Here is a 17,242-nt window from a genome sequence, read left to right as displayed (position 1 = left end):
GGGCGCTCGCCTATCTCCTCACCGGCGCCGGGCTGGGGGCCGTCACCCTGCTGCCGCTCGGGCTGCTGATCGGGCTGGCCCGGCGCCCTACGGCACCACCAGCGGCACCTCGCACCAGACCGTCTTGCCGTTCCCCCGCGGCTCCACGCCCCACGCACTGGCCAGCTCCTCCACGAGGAGCATCCCCCGGCCCGAGGTGTGCTGTTCGGTGGCGGCACGACGCCGGGGGGAGGCGGCGGAGGAGTCGCTGACGGCGAGGCGCAGGGCGCGGCCCTCGCCGCGCTGGACCGGGCCGGCCGTCAGCGTGGTGTCGCCTCCGGTGTGCAGGAGAGCGTTGGTGACGAGTTCACAGGTGAGCAGTTCGGCGGTGTCGCCGAGGGCCTCCAGCGACCAGTTCTTCAACGCCGTGCGCAGGGCGTGCCGGGCGGCGCGCAGGGCCTCCGGGTCGTTGGGGCTGATGACGGCCTCCAGCCGCTGGGCCGGGGCGGTCCTCCCGAGGGGACGGCGCAGGGCCAGCAGGGCCACGTCGTCCTCCTCCCCCGTGTAGGGGGCCATGGCGTGCAGCAGGTGGTCGGCCAGTTCCTCGGGCCGCCCGGGTCCGGTACGGAGCGCGTCGAGGAGCCTGGCCCGCCCGGTGTCGATGTCCTCGGTGCGGGACTCCATGAGCCCGTCCGTGCACAGCAGCAGCGTCGCGCCGGGCTCCAGCGTCGTCTCGTACCCGGGGTAGACGGGCATCGCCTCGGGTGAGGTGAGGCCGAGCGGGAGCCCGCCGGGGACGCCGAGCCAGGTGGTGCTGCCGTCGGGGCGGCGCAGCACGGGGTCCGGGTGGCCCGCGCGGACGAAGGTGGTCATGCCGGTGCTCGGGTCGAGCACGGCGAGGAGGCAGGTGGCGAAGCGCTCGGTGTCGAGTTCGCTGAGGAAGACCGAGGCGCGCGCCATGACGGTGGTCGGCGGGTGCCCCTCCGCGGCGTACGCCCGCAGGGCGATGCGGAGCTGCCCCATGATGGCGGCGGCCGTCACGTCGTGTCCCTGGACGTCGCCGATGACGGCCCCGACCAGCCCGTCGGCCAGCAGCAGCGCGTCGTACCAGTCGCCGCCGATCCCGCCCCGGGCCCGGGTGGGCCGGTAGCGGGCGGCCAGCTCCAGGCCGGGCGCGTCCGGGAGGCGACCGGGGAGCATGGCGGTCTGGAGCCCCGCGGCCAGCTCGTGCTCCTGGTCGTACAGCAGGGCCCGCTGCAAGGACTGGGCGATGACCTTGCCGAGGGCGCGCAGCACCGTCCGCTCGTCCTGCGGGAAGCTGGCCCGGCCCTCGTAGGTGAGGCCGACGGCGCCGATCGCGGTGTCCTGGGCGATCAGCGGGAGGTAGACCGCGGCGGCGGCCTGCGGGAGCTCCCGTACGTAGGGTTCGAGGGCCGGGTAGCGCGCGACGAAATCGGGTCGGCCCGTGATGAAGACCGCTTCGCGGGTGCGGGCCGCCTCGGTGAGCGGCAGGGGCTGCTCCAGGCGGGAGAGGTGGAAGTCGCGCAGGAGTTCCGCGGGTATCCCGTTGGCGCCGATCAGCCGCATCCGGCCTTCGTCGACCATGCCCACGATGATGCTGGAGGCGCCGATCTGCTCCAGCAGCCGGCCGGTGGTCAGCGCCTCGGCGAGGTCGTCCAGGGTGAGGGTCGGCACCAGGGTGTCGCTGACGTGGCCGACGATGTCGGCCTGGCGGCGCCGCTCGCTCCTCGCGCGGCGCAGCTCCTCGGTCTGGTCGACGGCGCGCAGCTCCTGGCTGGCGTCCCGGATGATCCCGATGACCCGCACCGGCTCGCCGTGCCGGTCGCAGATCACGTGCCCCTGGACGTGCGTCCAGCGCAGCGCGCCGTTCGGATGCCGGACCCGGAAGTACAGGCTGAAGCTCGACCGCTCCCGCAGCGCCCGCTCCACCTGCTCTTCGATGGCCGGCAGCTCCACCGGCAGCATCCGCTCACCGAGCGTCTCCAGCCGCCCGTCGAACTCGCCCGGCCGGAAACCCATCACCGCCACGCTGCCCCGGTCGTACCGAAGCTTGCCGTCGGCCAGGTCCCAGGTGAAGCTGCCCATGCCGTTGACGGCCAGGGCCACCCGGGCGGCGGAGAGCGGGTCGCCGGGCGCCTCGGCCCGCGGATCAGGTTCGCCTTGTGCTGCGGGGCCGCGCTGCATGAGCCTCCTTCTGACCAGACCCCCGGACCCGCGACGACGGACGGCATTCGCCACACCGCCGGGGCACCCCTCGTACGCCGCGAGGCCTCCGCGCTCCACACCCGGGGCGCCCCTCGGCACGCCCCACGGGCGCCCCGCGCCAGGGGTGGCCGACCCCCTCATTCTGCGCGGAAAGGGGCGGGGGCGCCTGTCCTGAGAGAGGGAGCTGGAGGCGGGGCTGGGGCTCACCCCCGAACCCCGCGAACAACCGGGGCCCCCTGAAAAGCCGGTTGCCCCTTTGCCACCGCCCGCGAACCATCCCACCCATGACACCCACGCCACCCACGACACCCAGCTCCCCGCGCGGCCCCGCCCTCTCGCCGGACACCGCCCCCGCCACGTCCCCCGCCCCACTCGCGACCACGTTCCCCGCCCCACCCGCGCCCGGCCCCCGCACCCGCCTTGACTGCGGCGGCGCCCTCGCCCTCCGCCCTTGGCGGGCCGAGACCGACCTGACCCCCCTCCTCGCCCTCATCGACGCCTCCCTGGACCACCTCCGCCCGTGGATGCCGTGGGCCTCGGAGCAGTCCCCCGAACGGACCCGCGCCTTCCTCGCCGACTGCGACCCCCTGTGGGAGGCGGGCGACGCCTACAACTACGCGATCACCACGCCCCCGGACGGCACCCTGACCGGAAGCTGCTCCCTCTACCGCGCCCCCGAGGGCAGCCCGGCAGCCCGCCTGCTCGGCTACTGGCTCCACCCCGCCGCCACCGGCCGGGGCCTCGCCACCCGGGCCGCCGCCGCCCTGGTCACGGAAGCCTTTACCACCCTCCCGGGGGTGGCCCACGTCGAGATCGCCCACGACGCCGCCAACACCGCCAGCGCCGCCGTCCCCCGCCGCCTCGGCTTCACGGAACACCGCCGCCAGCCGACCCCGCCCCCACGGGCCCCGGGCGACAGCGGCACGGACGTGGTGTGGCGGATCGAACGGGGTGCGTGGGCACCCGGCGACGCGCGCCGCGGGGCGTGAACCCGCTCCCGTACGCCCGCCTCCCCGCGCCCCTGTCCGCCCGCCGCGCCTCCCCGGCCACCAGCACCACGGCCCCCGCCGCCACGAACAGCGTCCCCGTGGTCCCGAGCGGGGACGCACAAAAGCGCCTGCGGGCCGGCCGCTCCCGTGAGAGCATCCCCCGGCGCTCCGCACCCACTCCGGCGACCGGAAGGCCCGCATGTTCACCCACCCCCTCGGCGTCGAAGGCGCCGAACTCCGTCCCCTGGAGCCCTGGCAAGCGGACGAGTTCCTGGCGCACATGGACCGGGCGCGGGAGTACGCCGGGGCCCGCAACGGGCTGCCGGACGTCGTCCGCGACCCGGTGGAGAGCCGCGCCTTCCTCCAGGCGTACGCGGAGAAGCAGGCGGCCGACGCCGGGCGGCTGTACGGGATCTGGCGGGACGGGACGCTCGTCGGCGGCGTCCTCTTCCGGACCTTCGACGCCGCGCGGGGGATCGCCGAGGCGGGGTGCTGGCTGGAGCCGTCCGCCGTCGGCCAGGGGCTCGTGACGCGCGCCTGCCGCGCGATCATCGACTGGGCGTTCACGGAGCGCGGGCTGCGCCGCGTCGAATGGCACGTGGCCACGGACAACGCGCCGAGCATCGCCGTCGCCCGCCGCCTCGGCATGACCCGCGAAGGCGTCCTGCGCTCCGCCTACGTCCACCGGGGCCGGCACCTCGACATGGAGCTGTGGGCGGTCCTGGCGGAGGAGTGGGGCGAGCGCGGGGAGTGACCCGGTCAGCCCGCCGCCAACCCCCTTGCCTGCCCCGCCAGATACGCGGCACAGTCCGCGACGTGGCCCGGCCCGACCCGTCCCCAGCTCTCCTCCGCCTCCCCGAGGTACACCTCCCGCGCGTGCGCCAGCGCACCCCGGTGCTCCTCGGGCATACGGGCGAGCGCCCATTCGGCCGCCGCGTCCTTCGGCACGATCGCCCCGGTGGCGAGCGTGACCCAGACGCGGGCCAGGGTGAGCAGGACGTTACGGGTGTCGTCGGCGAGGCCGGCCAGCAGTTCCGGCACCCCGGCGGTGACCGCCCGCGCCAGGTCGGCGGGCGGGACCTGCGGCAGCACCTCGCCCGGCGACGGCCCCGCCAGCGCCCGGCCGTCCGCGACGACCATGCTGATCAGCGGCGCCAGATCCGGGTCGGTACGCTGCGCCGGGACCTCCCCGCGCTCGTAGGCGTCCCGCAGCCACTCGCCGTACTGGTACTCCTGGCGCGGCGGATACCGCCACGGCACCACCTCGCCGAGCACCACCGCCGTCAGCTCCACGGGCCGCCCCGGCGCCCCGGAGATCCCCCGCAGCCCGTCGGTGAGCCCCCGTCGCTGCCCGTCCGCGAGCCCCCGCCGCACGACCACGAACACGTCGAGATCGCTGTACGGCCGCAGCCCGCCGACCGTGGCCGACCCGTACAGGTACATGCCGACCAGGTCGCCCCCGGCCACCAGCTCGCGGACGAGAGCCGCGACCTCATCGACCTGCGTCACGCGGAGGCGAGGAACGCCGCCCACGCGGTGCTGCTGAGGGTGAGCGTGGGGCCAGAGGGGTTCTTGGAGTCGCGGATGTGGATGGTGGCGGGGGTGGGGCAGGCGCAGAGGGCGACCTCTACGCAGTCACCGCCGCCGCCGTCGCTGTAAGAGGACTTGTGCCAGGCGAAGGCCGCCTCGACGCAGGCGCCGCCGCCGCTGTTGCTGTAGCTGGACTTGAACCAGTGGAGGGTGTTGTTCATGCCATCTCTCCTGCCAACCGCTCGATGAGCTCCACGGAGTCGTCCGGACTCAGTGCCTGCGCCCGGATCTTCGCATAGCGGTGCATGAGTTGAGACACCTCACCGAGACCGCTGACGAGGATGCCCTGATCCTCGATGTCCATGTAGACGACGCGCTCATGGTCCTTGGTCTCCACCAGGTGCATGGGGCCACGGTCACCAGCATGGCTGCCTCGCAGTCCGCGGTCCAACGGAATTACCTGAACGCTCACGTTGGGGCGCTTCGCGTCCTCTACCAAGGAGAGGAGCTGGTCTCGAAGAATCTGCCTACTGCCGAAGGGGCGATGCAACACTGACTCGTCCAGGACCAGCTCAAGAAGGGGCGACTCCTCGCGGTCGAAAAGGGTCCGCCGACTCCTGCGCGCCTCGACCAGTTCCTCGCGCTTCTCATCAAGAGGTGAGGGGTGGCCGCCTCCGATCAACGCCCGCGCGTACTCCTCGGTCTGGAACAGGCCGCCGACCACGAAGTCCTCGTACGTCGAGATGCTCAGCGCCTCCGACTCCAGTATCGAGAAGCTGCGGAACCGCTTCGGGAACTTCTCCCTGAGGACGTACTTGCGGGCCGAGGTGAACAAGCCCAGCCCGTCCCCGATGACCGGCTCCAAGGCAGCCAGCATCTCGTCGCTGATCGGCTGCGCGCGGGTCTCCACGGCGCTGATGGCGGAACCGGTCCAGCCGATGAGGTCGCCCAGCCCGTCCTGTGTGAGGCCGTGTTTCCTGCGCTGGATGCGGACGATCTCGGCGACGAAACCGCTCGTCGGGCGGTCCTCGTTGGTGGTCTCTTCTCGCCCCAATGCGGTCACCTCTGAACTCAAACGAACTCAAACGGTCTCGTGGCGCACCCGCCGACTTCCCAGTGTTGGCGATCATCGACAGAGAGTCATGGAAACGGTACTGCCGGGGTACTTCACTGGTCCTATGAATACGGAAAGTCACGCGACGCAACTGGAGTGGGTGCCCACCTGCGGCATTCAACTGCGCAAGGCCGGAGTGCGGTTCGACGCCGTCCGGGTGGACGGGTGTGCCGGGCGGGTGGTCGCCGAGGCGATGGCGCAGATGACCCTCGGGGAGCCGGGCCCGGTGGTCGAGGAGGTGAGAGGGCGGCGGTCGGTGTACTTCCTGGTGCCGGTCGGCTCGACAGGACACCGGAGTTGGCCGGACGGGGTGACGCGGCTGACGGGGGAGTCGGGGCGGATCGCGTTCATTCCGGTTCCGGCGATGGGCGGGTGGACGTGGCCGTTGAAGTGGCGGCACCTGCCCGGCACGACGGGCGAGTTGGTGCATCCGCTGCTGCTGCGCAGCACTCTGCTCGCTTGGGCGGCGGGTGACTTGGGTGGGCTCGGAGAAGTGGACTCAGACCCTCCGTCGTCCGCGCTTCACTCGGGAGAGTGAATATCGTTCTGTGCGGGCCCAAAATGCCTGTTCGGGCTTGCCTTCGTCCTTTCGGCCGCACATAGAGTCGCCGTCGAGCGGCGCATATGCCCGCTCATAGGAAAAGCCCCCGGTGCGAAGCACACGGGGGCAGACGTACACGGGAGTTGCCGCTCCCTGCCGTCACGACACCAGGAAGCAAGACCTTCCCGAATGCGCATTTACCGTAGCGCGCCGAAGCGCTCCTTCACCACCCTGCCGAACGCCACGGCGCGCGACAAGCGCCTCTCGTGGACCGCCGCGGGCATCCTCACCTACCTCCTCGGGCTCCCCGACGGCAGCAGGACCTCCGTGCGCCAGCTCGCCGCACAGCGTGCCGAGGGTCGCGACCGAGTGGCCGCCGCCCTGCGCCAGTTGGAGGAGGCCAAGTACCTGCGCCGGGTGAAGAGCCGGGGCGCGACCGGCCGCCTCACCACCCACTACGAGGTCTTCGACATGCCGTACGTCGCCGAGTCGGGCGAGCCGTACGTGCCGGAACCGGTGGGCGCACGCGAAACAATGTCCGGAAACCCGGACGCCGGTGAACCGTCCGTCGGCGGCCCCGGCCATCCCCATACGGGGACTAAAACGGGAGCTACAAGACCCCCCACCCTGGGAGACCCCTCCCCCGAGAGGGACGGCGGCGACGACGGCGAACGCCTCGCGAAGCGCCGCCGGACGAAGCGCGACGAGACGGCGGAGCAAGGCCGCCGGGTGAGCGGCGCGTCTCGTGGCGGGACCGGCGGGAAGGCGAGGGCTGAGGCCGCAGCTCCGGCTCCGGCTCCGTCGGCGGTCAAGGTCCCCGGGCCGCGTAAGCCTGACGAAGGCTGCCGTACGGCACCGGCACCCGAGGCCCCCGCAGCGCCACCAGGGGCCCCAGAGGCCCCGGAGATCGTCTGGGACGGCTCGGAGGCGGTCGAGGGTGCGGCGCCGCCTCCCGACCCGGCAGACGCGCCCCAGCGCCCTCGCCGCGAAGAACCCCTCACCGGGAGCGCCGAGTTGCTCTCCCGCCTCGGCCGGCGGGACCGGCGGCTGACGCTCGGCGCCGAGGAGGCCCGCCGACTGGCGCCCCTGCTGGACGAGTGGTTCGCGGTCGGCGCCGACGAGGCGTCCGTCCTCCACGCGCTGACCAGCGGCCTCCCGGCCCGGGTCCACGCGGCCGCCGCCCTCGTCGCCGACCGCCTACGCCGCAAGAAGCCCGCCCCGCGTGCCCCGAAACCCCGCCCGGTGGCCCGGCCCACCTGCACCAACTGCAACGCGATCATGTTCCAGCCGGGCCTGTGCAACGCCTGCCACCGCGAACTGGCCCTGTACGGCGACCTCCCACCCGACCCCACGGACTACTCCGTCACCCCGGAGACCGCCATCACCGGCGCCGCCGCCGTACGGGCCGCCTTCCACATCAACGGCCCGGCGAGAGGTTCGCAGCTCAGAGGGGTGCCGCTGCCGGGCAGCACGGTGTACGAGGAGGCGGTGCGGGCGCCGGGGTGGGCCGGGCCCGGAGCGTGAGCCATGGACCATGAGCCATGAAGCGAGGTGCCCGGAGTACCAGATCGTCTCCCGCCCGGCCGGCAAGAGCTTCACCTTGCGGCGGTGAGGGACGGGCGTACGGCCTCGGCCCCGTCACCCGACCGGCCCCCTCGAGCTCGCCGCCCCTCCCACGGCGGCGGAGGGTGGGATGGCCCCGGGTCGTCCGGGGGTGTCGTCGTGGAGGGCCGGAGTATGGGCAGGGGAGCGAGGACGCGGGTGGGGGTTGCCGTGGTGGCCGGGGCGATGCTGGCGGCGGGGTGCCAGGGCGCGGGGGCGGAGGAGGAGCCGGGGCGGACCGAGAGTGCGCGCACGGGGCGGCAGGTGCCGGGGGACGAGGCGTCGGCGACGCCGGTCGCGGCCGAGCCCGACCCGTCGGTGCTCCAGGCGCAGGAGGCGTGCCGCAACGAGCAGCGGACCGCCTGCTACACCTTCGACCAGCTGCGGACCGTCTACGGGCTGGGGGAGCTGGAGGCGACCGGCAAAGGGCAGACCGTGGCCGTGGTGATGCCGGTGGGGTCGCCGGTGCTGGAGGCGGATCTGCGGGCGTTCAGCGAGAAGTCGCGGCTGGCGGCGCCGCAGGTGGAGGTGGTGCGGCACGGGCCCGAGTCGGGGGAGGCCGCGCCGTTCGACTGGGACAGCGACGTGATGGTGGCGCAGGCCAAGGACGCGACCCTGGCCGTGCAGGCGGTGCACGCGATGGCGCCGGAGGCGAAGGTCGTGCTGCACCAGGTGGACGCGGCGCGGAGCGAGGCCGACGAGGGGCTGACGGCGGCCGGGGCGCGGCGGCTGGCCGACGTGACGCGGCAGGTGATCGAAGACGACTCGGCCGATGTGCTCTCGGTCAGCTACGTCGTGCCGGAGAAGGGCCCGATGGGGCGCGAACTCCGGGACGAGCTCAAGGAGATGGCCCCGGTGTTTCTCGACGCGGCCCGGAAGGGCATCACGGTCGTGGCACCTGCCGGGGACGACGGGGCCGCGCCGACCGAGGAGGGCGGGAAGCCCGTACAGGGGGTGTCGTGGCCCGCGTCGGACCCGAGCGTCTTCGCGGTGGGCGGGACGCGGCTCGGTCTCTCCGACGAGGGGCAGCGCACCGACCCGGACGCCGTCTGGGACGACCGCGCGGGCGCGTCGGGCGGCGGGGTCTCCGAGGTGTTCGCCCGGCCCTCCTACCAGAACCGGGTCGAGTCGGTGGTCGGCGGGAAGCGCGGCGTGCCCGACCTGGCGATGACGGCCTCCGGGGACGGCTCGACGATGATCCACTTCACGGAGGACGGCAAGACACCGACCTGGGTGCCGATGGCCGGGACGAGCCTGGCCGCGCCGCTCTTCGCGGGGATCGTCGCCGTCGCCGACCAGGAGGCGGGGGACCGGGTGGGGCGGCTCCACCACCACCTGTACGAGCTGGGGCGCAACGTCGACACCGGCCGCAAGGCGGGCCTGCTCGACCTCACCAACGGCACCAACGGCGACGACGGCCACCGCGCCACCCGGGGCTACGACCTGGCCAGCGGCCTGGGCACGCTGGACGCGTCGCTGCTCGTACCGGCGCTGACGCGGAGGTGAGCGGGGCCGCCTCGCGCCGGGCGTGGGTCAGCGGGCGTCCACCTCCTTGGCTGCCCGCTCCACGCGGTCGTGGTGGGCGGCCCAGGACTGGGCGTCGCCCGGCGGCAGGGAGTCGTTGCCCTCCAGCATCCCGGCCGAGCCGTCGATGAGTTCGCGGAGGATGTCGGCGTGGCCCGCGTGCCGCTGGGTGTCGGCGGTGACCCGCACCATGACGTGGTGGAGGGTGACGGCGCGGCGCTCCTCGGGCCACCACGGGACGTGGCCGACGGCGTCGAGCGGCAGGGCGTCGAACGTGGCTTGGGCGTGGTGCCACGACCGCCGGTACAGGCCGGTGATCTCCTCGCGGGACTCGGCCGGGGTGGCCCACATGTCCGCGTGGTCGTCGGTGGCCCGCGTCCACCACCACGGGGGCGGGGGCTGCTCGGTGAAGTACGGGCGCCCGAAGGTGTCGCCGAAGTAGCCCAGTTCCACTCCGGAGAGGTGTTTGACGAGGCCGAGGAGGTTGGTGCCTGTCGGGGTGAGGGGGCGGCGGGCGTCGTACTCCGACAGGCCGTCCACTTTCCAGAGCAGGGCGTCTCTGGACTCCTGGAGGTAGCGGATCAGGTCGGCCTTGGGGCTGGGGTGGGTCATGGGCGGAGTGTGCCCTGCCCCTGCGGGGGGCGCCAGGGGGTGGCCTCAAGCGCCGGCCGGGCTGGGGTTCGGCTGGCCGGGCTTGGGATTTGGCCGGGCTTGGGATTTGGCCGGGCGGGGTGAGGGGCCTCACCCGTTGAGCACCTTGGCCGCGAAGGCGTCGAGGTTGGTCATCATGCGGGTGACGCGTTCTTCGGTGGTGAGGGACTCCTCCTGGCGGCCGGAGCGGAGTGGGGGCTGGCGCTTGCCGCGTACGTAGAGGGGGCAGGCCAGGTCGGCGCAGAAGTACATGCCGACGGTGTTGCCCTGGCGGCCGCGGGGGCCCGCCAAGGGGGCGGTGAAGAGGGTGACGCCGGAGGAGGCGTGTCCGGTCAGGCAGATCTGGCAGAGGCTGGACTTCATCGCGCTGGTGCGGCCGACGGCCGGGACGCGCAGGGAGATGCCGAGCGGGCCCTCGGCCTCGCGCGGGACGACGAGGTGGGCGCGGAGCGGGGCGCCCGGGTCGACCCAGCCGAGGAAGTCGAGATCGGGCCAGGGCAGCTCGGCGAAGTCCAGCGGGAGGCGGAGGCGGGACGCCTCACCCTTCGTGCCGTTCACGAACGAGCCACGGATCTGTTTTTCGGTCAGCGGGTCCACGGGGGTCGACCTTAGGGGGAGTGGGTGGGGGGTGCACGGAGATTTCCGCCCCCGACGCGCTGAGGCGACGTCATATACCGGCCGGACACGCGTGGTCTGCGTCATGTCTGCGGGAAATCTGTTCCGCGCCGCCCGGGATGGGGGACCCTGGGGGCGTGAAAAAGGTTCTGGTGGCAGGCGGGATCGGGATCACGGCGTGCCTCGGGTTCGTCGCGCTGCTCTTCGTCGGCACGCTGGCGGCGGCCGGGTCGATGGCGGGCGGGGCGGCGGGCGGCGCCGTCGGGCTGGCCAAGGGTGCCGTACCCGCGCAGTACCAGGCCCTCGTGCAGCAGTGGGGCAACCTCTGCCCGGCCATCAACCCGGCCCTGCTCGCCGCCCAGCTGTACCAGGAGAGCGGCTTCAACCCGAAGGCGCAGAGCCCCGCCGCCGCACAGGGCATCGCCCAGTTCATCCCCGGGACCTGGGCCACGCACGGCATCGACGGCAACAAGGACGGCGTACGCGACGTCTGGGACCCGCGTGACGCGATCCCGTCGGCCGCCTACTACGACTGCGAGCTCGCCAAGTACGTGAAGGACGCCCCGGGCGACCCGACGCACAACATGCTCGCCGCGTACAACGCCGGGCCGTACGCCGTCATCAAGTACGGCGGCGTACCGCCGTACAGCGAGACGCAGAACTACGTGAAGACCATCACCGACCTGTCGGAGAGCTTCGCCCGGCCGGTGACGCGGGTCGAGCCGTCCAAGCAGGCGGCCCAGGCCATCCACTACGCCCAGCAGAAGATCGGGACGCCCTACCTGTGGGGCGGGACCGGGACCGCCGAGCAGGGCGGGCGGTTCGACTGCTCGGGGCTGACGCAGGCGGCGTACGAGACGGCGGGGATCACGCTGCCGCGCGTCGCCAACGACCAGTACAACGCCGGGCCGCACCCCGCGCGGGACGAACTGCTCCCGGGCGACCTCGTCTTCTTCTCCGACGACCTCACCAACTCGCGCGCCATCCGGCACGTCGGGATCTACGTGGGCGGCGGGTACATGATCGACGCGCCGCGCCCCGGTGCCGTCATCCGCTTCGACCGGATCGACACCCCCGACTACTTCGGCGCCACCCGCGTGACCGCCGCGGGGGCCGAGGCGCTGCCCACCGCTCCCGCCGAGGAGGCGAACGAGGGCGAGCCCGGGGATCAGTCCGAGGAGCAGCCCGACGGGCAGGGCGGGTCCGACGCGGACAGGGCGTCAGGGGAGGCGCGGCGGGAGGACGGTGAGGGCCGTTCGGACCAGGCCGGGGGCCCGGCGGTGTCAAGGGCCCCCACGTCCTGAACGCGCACGGTAAGGTGGCTTGAACTCTGTGTCAGAATCTGGCTCTGAGCTGCGAGGATGGATCTCTCTTCGATAACAGGAGGGTGATCGTTCCGTGGAGGGTGGAACGGCGCGCGGGCCCAGAGGCGTTTCCTGGTCGGGGGCAGCACGCCGCACTGACCACGCAGCAGAACGCACCGGACGGACCGTCACCACAGTGGTGGGGGTTCCGTCGCTTCGGACCACGGGGGTTGCGAAGGCAGAAGAGGCACACGTCAGGGTGTGCCGGCAGGCGAGCAGACAAGGGGCCGCACCGCGATGGCTGGACTGGAGACCACCGGGTCGAACCCTGACGTGGGTCTGCTCTACGACATCAACGGCCTCGCCGTCACCGCCCCCGACTGGGTCGACCGCGTCGTCTCCTTCGCCGGTGAGTACGGGCTGGTGCTCGCGCTCGTCCTGCTGACCCTGTGGACGTGGTGGCGGGTGCGGCGGACGGCCTGCCGCGAGGAGGCCGCGGGCGCGGTCGCCGCCGTCGTCTGGGCGCCGCTCGCCGCGGGGATCGCCCTCCTGGTCAACATCCCGATCAGGGGTTTCGTCGGCAGACCCCGCCCCGCCGAGCAGCACCGGGGCGTCGAAGAGCTGGTCGGCGGCAAGACCGACTTCTCCTTCGTCAGCGATCACGCGACGCTGGCCATGGCGCTGGCCGTCGGGCTGTTCATCGCCCACCGGCGGGCCGGGCTGGCCGGGATCGCGCTGGCCGCGCTGCTCGGGTTCAGCCGGGTGTACATGGGGGTGCACTATCCGACCGACGTGATCGGGGGGCTCGCCCTCGGCACGGCCGTGGCGCTGCTGCTCTCGCCGCCGGCCTCGGCGCTGCTCACGCCCCTGGTCCGGCTGGCCGGCCGGACGGCGGGGCTGGGGTGGCTGGCGTGGGCGCCGCCCTCGGGCGCCCGGGACGAGGCCGTCTCCGAGGAGGCCGCCTCCTCGGAGGACGACGAGGTACGGGACGAGTCCGGCGAGGTCGGCCTGGGGCGGCGACGGGACCGGGATCTCGCCGCCTGACCGGTCCGGTCAGTGGGACTCGTGGGTCTCCGCGTCCGAGCGGGCCTTCGAGCGGGCTCGGCGGGCGGGGCCGGTCCAGCCGCAGGTGCAGTGGGCTGTGCAGAAGCGGCCCTTTTCCACGGTGGTGGTGGTGTGGGGCGCGGGGGGTGCGATTGGCTCTGCCACGCCTCCCACGCTACCCGCCTCCCCTCGGCCGGGCCGAGCCGGCCTCAAACGCCGGCCGGGCTGATCTTCGGCCTCAAACGCCGGCCGGGCTATAGGTGGCCTCTAGCGCCGGCCGGGCTGATCTTCGGCCTCAAGCGCCGGCCGGGCTATAGGTGGCCTCTAGCGCCGGCCGGGCTATAGGGAGCCGGGCCGGCGTTTGAGGCCACCCGAAGCCCGGCCGGCGTTTGAGGCCACCCGAAGCCCGGCCGGCGTTTGAGGCCACCCGAAGCCCGGCCGGCGATTGAGGCCAAAGGTTCAGGGGGCGCCCCCCCCATGGGGTCACTTGGGGGGAGGGGGAAATGGTCCCTCTGTGTCATGTCGGGGTGGGTGGGGGGCTGCCTACGCTGGGGGGTCGACGGAGGCGCGGGAAGGGGTGAGGTGGGGATGGGCGGGGTGCAGGACGCGGTGGCGCTCGCAGAGATAGAGCTGTGCGGCGAGCTGATGATCGTCGCCTCCACGGCCGCCGGCGACCGCCTCAGTTTCGCCGTCATCGACGAGGTCCTCCGGGTCCGTGAGTCCCGGGTTCCGGTCGGCGCCGGGTGCCGGGGCGAGGAGTAGTCCAGCCCCACCCAGACCCGTCAGGGGCCGGTCCCCGTCAGGTCCGCAGCATGCGGGCGATGGCCTTCGTCGCCTCCTCCACCTTCGCGTCGATCTCGTCGCCCCCCTTGAGGGCGGCGTCGGCGACGCAGTGGCGCAGGTGCTCCTCCAGGAGCTGGAGGGCGAAGGACTGGAGGCCCTTGGTGCTGGCGGAGACCTGGGTGAGTATGTCGATGCAGTAGACGTCTTCCTCGACCAGGCGCTGGAGCCCGCGGATCTGCCCCTCGATGCGGCGCAGGCGTTTGAGGTGCTCCGCCTTGTTGTGGTGGTAGCCGTGGACGCCGCGGTCGTGGTCGGTGACGATCTCGGCGTCAGCTGCCTGACCTGCTGTCTCGTTCGTCACGTCCGCCCCCTGGTGCGCCTGCGTGTCCGCGGCGTCGCCGGGCGTGATCCCCCGCTGGTCGGCGGAGGGTGCGGCGGGGGTCGGAGCTCCGGCCTCGGTGGTCGTCATCGCGTCCTCCTGGTGGGGGTGTCGGGGGGCGGGGCGGGGGTACGGAAGCGAGAAGTCGTATCGTCGGCCTGGGGCCGGACGGTTGTCCGGAACCAGCCGGAACCACCCTCCCCGTATACCCCAGGTGGGTATATGGTACCGAACTTCGCCTTTCGCCGTCCTGCCTTGGCAGGGCGGTCCGGCCGCGCGTGGTGCGGGATAGGCAACACTGAGGGGCTGCCGGTTAGCCGTGGCCGGATGATGCGCCTAGCATCACCCTGACCGAATCCAGAGCACCCCGAGGACCCCACGTGCGCTTTCGTCTGACCCCCAGGGAGACGAGCTTCTACGACATGTTCGCCGCCTCTGCGGACAACATTGTCACGGGCTCGAAGCTCCTGATGGAACTGCTCGGGGCGGACACCTCCGCTCGGGCCGAGATCGCGGAGCGGATGCGGGCGGCGGAGCACGCCGGGGACGACGCGACCCACGCGATCTTCCACCAGCTCAACTCCTCCTTCATCACCCCGTTCGACCGGGAGGACATCTACACCCTGGCGTCCTCCCTCGACGACATCATGGACTTCATGGAGGAGGCCGTCGACCTGGTCGTGCTGTACCAGATCGACGAGCTGCCCAAGGGCGTCGACATGCAGATCGAGGTCCTCTCGCGCGCCGCCGAGCTGACCGCCGAGGCGATGCCGAACCTCCGCACGATGCAGAACCTCACGGAGTACTGGATCGAGGTCAACCGGCTGGAGAACCAGGCGGACCAGGTCCACCGCAAGCTCCTCGCGCACCTCTTCAACGGCAAGTACGACGCCATGGATGTGCTGAAGCTCAAGCAGATCGTCGATGTGCTGGAAGAGGCGGCCGACGCGTTCGAGCACGTCGCCAACACAGTGGAGACCATCGCGGTCAAGGAGTCCTGACTCTCGTGGACACGTTTGCGCTGGTCGTGACGATAGCTGTCGCGCTCGGCTTCACCTATACGAACGGCTTCCACGACTCGGCGAACGCCATCGCCACCTCGGTCTCCACCCGGGCCCTCACGCCCCGGGCGGCGCTCGCCATGGCCGCCGTCATGAACCTCGCGGGCGCCTTCCTCGGGCAGGGCGTCGCGAAGACCGTCAGCGAGGGGCTCATCGAGACGCCCCACGGCGACAAGGGAATGTGGATTCTCTTCGCCGCGCTGGTCGGCGCCATCGTCTGGAACCTCATCACCTGGTACTTCGGGCTCCCGTCGTCCTCCTCGCACGCCCTCTTCGGCGGCATGGTCGGCGCGGCCCTGGCCGGGGGCATCGGCGTCATCTGGACCGGCGTCCTCGACAAGATCGTCATCCCGATGTTCCTGTCGCCGGTGATCGGCCTCGTCGCCGGTTATCTGGTGATGGCCCTGATCATGTGGATGTTCCGCCGGGCCAACCCGCACAAGGCCAAGCGCGGCTTCCGCATCGCGCAGACCGTCTCGGCGGCCGGCATGGCGCTCGGCCACGGTCTGCAGGACGCGCAGAAGACCATGGGCATCGTGGTGATGGCGCTGGTCATCGCCGACGTCCAGCAGGCCGGCGACGAGATCCCGATCTGGGTCAAGATCTCCTGCGCGCTGATGCTCTCGCTCGGTACGTACGCGGGCGGCTGGCGCATCATGCGGACCCTCGGCCGGAAGATCATCGAGCTGGACCCGCCACAGGGCTTCGCCGCCGAGACCACCGGTGCCTCGATCATGTTCGCCTCGGCCTTCATGTTCCACGCCCCCATCTCGACCACCCACGTGATCACCTCCGCGATCATGGGTGTCGGCGCGACGAAGCGGGTCAACGCGGTCCGCTGGGGCGTCGCCAAGAACATCATCCTCGGCTGGTTCATCACCATGCCCGCCGCCGCCCTGGTGGCCGCGGTCTGCTTCTACGCGGTCAACCTGGCCTTCCTGTAGCGCCGGGCGACCGCCCCCGAAGCCGTACGCGAACGGGCCCGCACCCCTGGGAGAGGGGCGCGGGCCCGTTCGCGTACCCCCGCCGGGCGGGCCCGGGCGGGTCCCCGCGGTGGCACCGCCATGCAGCACCGCGGGGGGTCGGGGGCGGCCGGGGCGCGCCAGGCGGCCCCGGGCCGGGTCAGCCGAAGCGGCCGGAGATGTAGTCCTCGGTGTCCTGGACGGACGGGTTGGAGAAGATCCGCTCGGTGTCGTCCATCTCGACGAGCTTGCCGGGGCGGCCGACGCCCTCCAGGTTGAAGAAGGCGGTGCGGTCGGAGACGCGGGCCGCCTGCTGCATGTTGTGGGTGACGATGACGATGGTGAACCGCTCCTTCAGCTCCCCGATCAGGTCCTCGATGGCGAGGGTGGAGATCGGGTCCAGCGCCGAGCAGGGCTCGTCCATGAGGAGGACCTGCGGCTCGACCGCGATGGCGCGGGCGATGCACAGGCGCTGCTGCTGGCCGCCGGAGAGGCCGGAGCCGGGCTTGTTGAGCCGGTCCTTGACCTCGTTCCAGAGGTTGGCGCCGCGCAGCGACTTCTCGACGACGTCGGAGAGGTCGGCCTTCTTGGTGTTGCCGTTGAGGCGCAGCCCGGCCGCCACGTTGTCGTAGATCGACATGGTGGGGAAGGGGTTGGGGCGCTGGAAGACCATGCCGATGGTGCGGCGGACCGCGACCGGGTCGACGGAGGAGCCGTACAGGTCCTCGTCGTCCAGCATGACCTTGCCCTCGACGCGGCCGCCGGGGGTGACCTCGTGCATGCGGTTGAGGGTGCGCAGGTAGGTGGACTTGCCGCAGCCGGACGGGCCGATGAAGGCCGTCACGGAGCGGGGCTCCACAGTCATCGAGATGTCCTCGATCGCCTTGTGGGAGCCGTAGTAGGCGGTCAGGCCGCTGACGTCGATTCGCTTGGCCATG

At 72.3% G+C, this 17,242-nt stretch carries 19 protein-coding genes; 10 read left to right on the top strand and 9 right to left on the bottom strand.

Annotated features, from left to right (window positions below):
• Positions 1-87: 87 nt before the first annotated feature.
• Positions 88-2,184 (bottom strand): SpoIIE family protein phosphatase, encoded by a 2,097-nt coding sequence (locus ACFWMZ_RS06560; protein WP_383181165.1) that lies wholly within the window; start codon positions 2,182-2,184, stop codon positions 88-90.
• Between the two features lie 305 nt (positions 2,185-2,489).
• On the opposite strand from ACFWMZ_RS06560, the gene ACFWMZ_RS06555 reads away from it, so the two are divergent.
• Positions 2,490-3,194, top strand: a complete 705-nt coding sequence (locus ACFWMZ_RS06555) for a GNAT family N-acetyltransferase (protein ID WP_383181168.1) — start codon at positions 2,490-2,492, stop codon at positions 3,192-3,194.
• Between the two features lie 199 nt (positions 3,195-3,393).
• A complete protein-coding gene (locus ACFWMZ_RS06550; protein WP_383181171.1) occupies positions 3,394-3,948 on the top strand; it encodes a GNAT family N-acetyltransferase in 555 nt (184 codons plus the stop codon).
• 5 nt (positions 3,949-3,953) lie between these two features.
• Here the strand turns inward: ACFWMZ_RS06550 and ACFWMZ_RS06545 are convergent, their stop codons facing one another.
• The 3 genes from ACFWMZ_RS06545 to ACFWMZ_RS06535 are packed head-to-tail and all read right to left on the bottom strand — an operon-like array spanning position 3,954 to position 5,787.
• Positions 3,954-4,703 (bottom strand): aminoglycoside adenylyltransferase family protein, encoded by a 750-nt coding sequence (locus ACFWMZ_RS06545; RefSeq protein WP_383199785.1) that lies wholly within the window; start codon positions 4,701-4,703, stop codon positions 3,954-3,956.
• Positions 4,700-4,945, bottom strand: a complete 246-nt coding sequence (locus ACFWMZ_RS06540; protein WP_383199783.1) for a DUF397 domain-containing protein — start codon at positions 4,943-4,945, stop codon at positions 4,700-4,702. Before ACFWMZ_RS06540 ends, ACFWMZ_RS06545 begins: the two co-directional genes overlap by 4 nt.
• On the bottom strand, positions 4,942-5,787 hold the full coding sequence (locus tag ACFWMZ_RS06535) for a helix-turn-helix domain-containing protein (protein WP_383199781.1): 846 nt from the start codon (positions 5,785-5,787) through the stop codon (positions 4,942-4,944). Before ACFWMZ_RS06535 ends, ACFWMZ_RS06540 begins: the two co-directional genes overlap by 4 nt.
• A 79-nt stretch (positions 5,788-5,866) precedes the next feature.
• On the opposite strand from ACFWMZ_RS06535, the gene ACFWMZ_RS06530 reads away from it, so the two are divergent.
• The 3 genes from ACFWMZ_RS06530 to ACFWMZ_RS06520 all read left to right on the top strand — a co-directional run bounded on the left by ACFWMZ_RS06530 (position 5,867) and on the right by ACFWMZ_RS06520 (position 9,487).
• On the top strand, positions 5,867-6,376 hold the full coding sequence (locus ACFWMZ_RS06530; RefSeq protein WP_383181183.1) for a hypothetical protein: 510 nt from the start codon (positions 5,867-5,869) through the stop codon (positions 6,374-6,376).
• Positions 6,377-6,568: 192 nt separating this feature from the next.
• On the top strand, positions 6,569-7,903 hold the full coding sequence (locus tag ACFWMZ_RS06525; RefSeq protein ID WP_383199779.1) for a hypothetical protein: 1,335 nt from the start codon (positions 6,569-6,571) through the stop codon (positions 7,901-7,903).
• Positions 7,904-8,140: 237 nt separating this feature from the next.
• On the top strand, positions 8,141-9,487 hold the full coding sequence (locus tag ACFWMZ_RS06520; RefSeq protein WP_383181189.1) for a S8 family serine peptidase: 1,347 nt from the start codon (positions 8,141-8,143) through the stop codon (positions 9,485-9,487).
• A 27-nt stretch (positions 9,488-9,514) separates the two neighbouring features.
• Here the strand turns inward: ACFWMZ_RS06520 and ACFWMZ_RS06515 are convergent, their stop codons facing one another.
• Together ACFWMZ_RS06515 and ACFWMZ_RS06510 are read right to left on the bottom strand one after the other, a co-directional pair.
• Positions 9,515-10,117, bottom strand: a complete 603-nt coding sequence (locus tag ACFWMZ_RS06515; protein ID WP_383181192.1) for a DinB family protein — start codon at positions 10,115-10,117, stop codon at positions 9,515-9,517.
• A 129-nt stretch (positions 10,118-10,246) separates the two neighbouring features.
• Complete coding sequence (locus ACFWMZ_RS06510; RefSeq protein WP_383181195.1) at positions 10,247-10,753, bottom strand: FBP domain-containing protein; 507 nt, start codon at positions 10,751-10,753, stop codon at positions 10,247-10,249.
• Positions 10,754-10,908: 155 nt separating this feature from the next.
• Here ACFWMZ_RS06510 and ACFWMZ_RS06505 point away from each other — a divergent pair, with 155 nt between their 5' ends.
• Together ACFWMZ_RS06505 and ACFWMZ_RS06500 are read left to right on the top strand one after the other, a co-directional pair.
• Positions 10,909-12,075: an NlpC/P60 family protein gene (locus ACFWMZ_RS06505; RefSeq protein ID WP_383181199.1), complete on the top strand. Its 1,167-nt coding sequence runs from the start codon at positions 10,909-10,911 to the stop codon at positions 12,073-12,075.
• 297 nt (positions 12,076-12,372) lie between these two features.
• On the top strand, positions 12,373-13,119 hold the full coding sequence (locus tag ACFWMZ_RS06500) for a phosphatase PAP2 family protein (protein ID WP_383181202.1): 747 nt from the start codon (positions 12,373-12,375) through the stop codon (positions 13,117-13,119).
• A gap of 9 nt (positions 13,120-13,128) precedes the next feature.
• Here ACFWMZ_RS06500 and ACFWMZ_RS06495 read toward each other — a convergent pair whose 3' ends face one another.
• Positions 13,129-13,284, bottom strand: a complete 156-nt coding sequence (locus ACFWMZ_RS06495) for a hypothetical protein (protein ID WP_383181205.1) — start codon at positions 13,282-13,284, stop codon at positions 13,129-13,131.
• A gap of 423 nt (positions 13,285-13,707) precedes the next feature.
• Here ACFWMZ_RS06495 and ACFWMZ_RS06490 point away from each other — a divergent pair, with 423 nt between their 5' ends.
• A complete protein-coding gene (locus tag ACFWMZ_RS06490) occupies positions 13,708-13,881 on the top strand; it encodes a hypothetical protein (RefSeq protein ID WP_383181341.1) in 174 nt (57 codons plus the stop codon).
• A 37-nt stretch (positions 13,882-13,918) separates the two neighbouring features.
• Here the strand turns inward: ACFWMZ_RS06490 and ACFWMZ_RS06485 are convergent, their stop codons facing one another.
• Entirely contained in the window at positions 13,919-14,371 is a 453-nt protein-coding gene (locus tag ACFWMZ_RS06485) for a metal-sensitive transcriptional regulator (RefSeq protein ID WP_383181344.1), read from the bottom strand.
• A gap of 290 nt (positions 14,372-14,661) precedes the next feature.
• Between ACFWMZ_RS06485 and ACFWMZ_RS06480 the strand changes: the two genes are divergently transcribed.
• Together ACFWMZ_RS06480 and ACFWMZ_RS06475 are read left to right on the top strand one after the other, a co-directional pair.
• Positions 14,662-15,282 carry a DUF47 domain-containing protein gene (locus tag ACFWMZ_RS06480; RefSeq protein ID WP_383181347.1) on the top strand — a complete coding sequence of 207 codons (621 nt, stop codon included), beginning with the start codon at positions 14,662-14,664 and terminating at the stop codon, positions 15,280-15,282.
• Positions 15,283-15,287: 5 nt separating this feature from the next.
• Positions 15,288-16,286 carry an anion permease gene (locus tag ACFWMZ_RS06475; RefSeq protein ID WP_383181350.1) on the top strand — a complete coding sequence of 333 codons (999 nt, stop codon included), beginning with the start codon at positions 15,288-15,290 and terminating at the stop codon, positions 16,284-16,286.
• A gap of 178 nt (positions 16,287-16,464) precedes the next feature.
• Here the strand turns inward: ACFWMZ_RS06475 and pstB are convergent, their stop codons facing one another.
• Positions 16,465-17,241 carry a phosphate ABC transporter ATP-binding protein PstB gene (gene pstB / locus ACFWMZ_RS06470; RefSeq protein WP_383181353.1) on the bottom strand — a complete coding sequence of 259 codons (777 nt, stop codon included), beginning with the start codon at positions 17,239-17,241 and terminating at the stop codon, positions 16,465-16,467.
• Between the last annotated feature and the right edge of the window lies 1 nt (position 17,242).

The organism is Streptomyces sp. NPDC058373 (assembly GCF_042723275.1).
Taxonomy (GTDB): Bacteria; Actinomycetota; Actinomycetes; order Streptomycetales; family Streptomycetaceae; genus Streptomyces.
The sequence above is the reverse complement of the archived record's forward strand: the minus strand, read 5'-3'. Positions and strand labels throughout refer to the sequence as shown.

Excerpts from the sequence above, each read along its gene's own strand:
- ACFWMZ_RS06560 (WP_383181165.1), bottom strand. The coding sequence starts at position 2,184 with ATGCAGCGCGGCCCCGCAGCACAAGGCGAACCTGATCCGCGGGCCGAG.
- ACFWMZ_RS06555 (WP_383181168.1), top strand. The coding sequence starts at position 2,490 with ATGACACCCACGCCACCCACGACACCCAGCTCCCCGCGCGGCCCCGCC.
- ACFWMZ_RS06550 (WP_383181171.1), top strand. The coding sequence starts at position 3,394 with ATGTTCACCCACCCCCTCGGCGTCGAAGGCGCCGAACTCCGTCCCCTG.
- ACFWMZ_RS06540 (WP_383199783.1), bottom strand. The coding sequence starts at position 4,945 with ATGAACAACACCCTCCACTGGTTCAAGTCCAGCTACAGCAACAGCGGC.
- ACFWMZ_RS06530 (WP_383181183.1), top strand. The coding sequence starts at position 5,867 with ATGGAAACGGTACTGCCGGGGTACTTCACTGGTCCTATGAATACGGAA.
- ACFWMZ_RS06525 (WP_383199779.1), top strand. The coding sequence starts at position 6,569 with ATGCGCATTTACCGTAGCGCGCCGAAGCGCTCCTTCACCACCCTGCCG.
- ACFWMZ_RS06515 (WP_383181192.1), bottom strand. The coding sequence starts at position 10,117 with ATGACCCACCCCAGCCCCAAGGCCGACCTGATCCGCTACCTCCAGGAG.
- ACFWMZ_RS06500 (WP_383181202.1), top strand. The coding sequence starts at position 12,373 with ATGGCTGGACTGGAGACCACCGGGTCGAACCCTGACGTGGGTCTGCTC.
- ACFWMZ_RS06490 (WP_383181341.1), top strand. The coding sequence starts at position 13,708 with ATGGGCGGGGTGCAGGACGCGGTGGCGCTCGCAGAGATAGAGCTGTGC.
- ACFWMZ_RS06485 (WP_383181344.1), bottom strand. The coding sequence starts at position 14,371 with ATGACGACCACCGAGGCCGGAGCTCCGACCCCCGCCGCACCCTCCGCC.
- pstB (WP_383181353.1), bottom strand. The coding sequence starts at position 17,241 with ATGGCCAAGCGAATCGACGTCAGCGGCCTGACCGCCTACTACGGCTCC.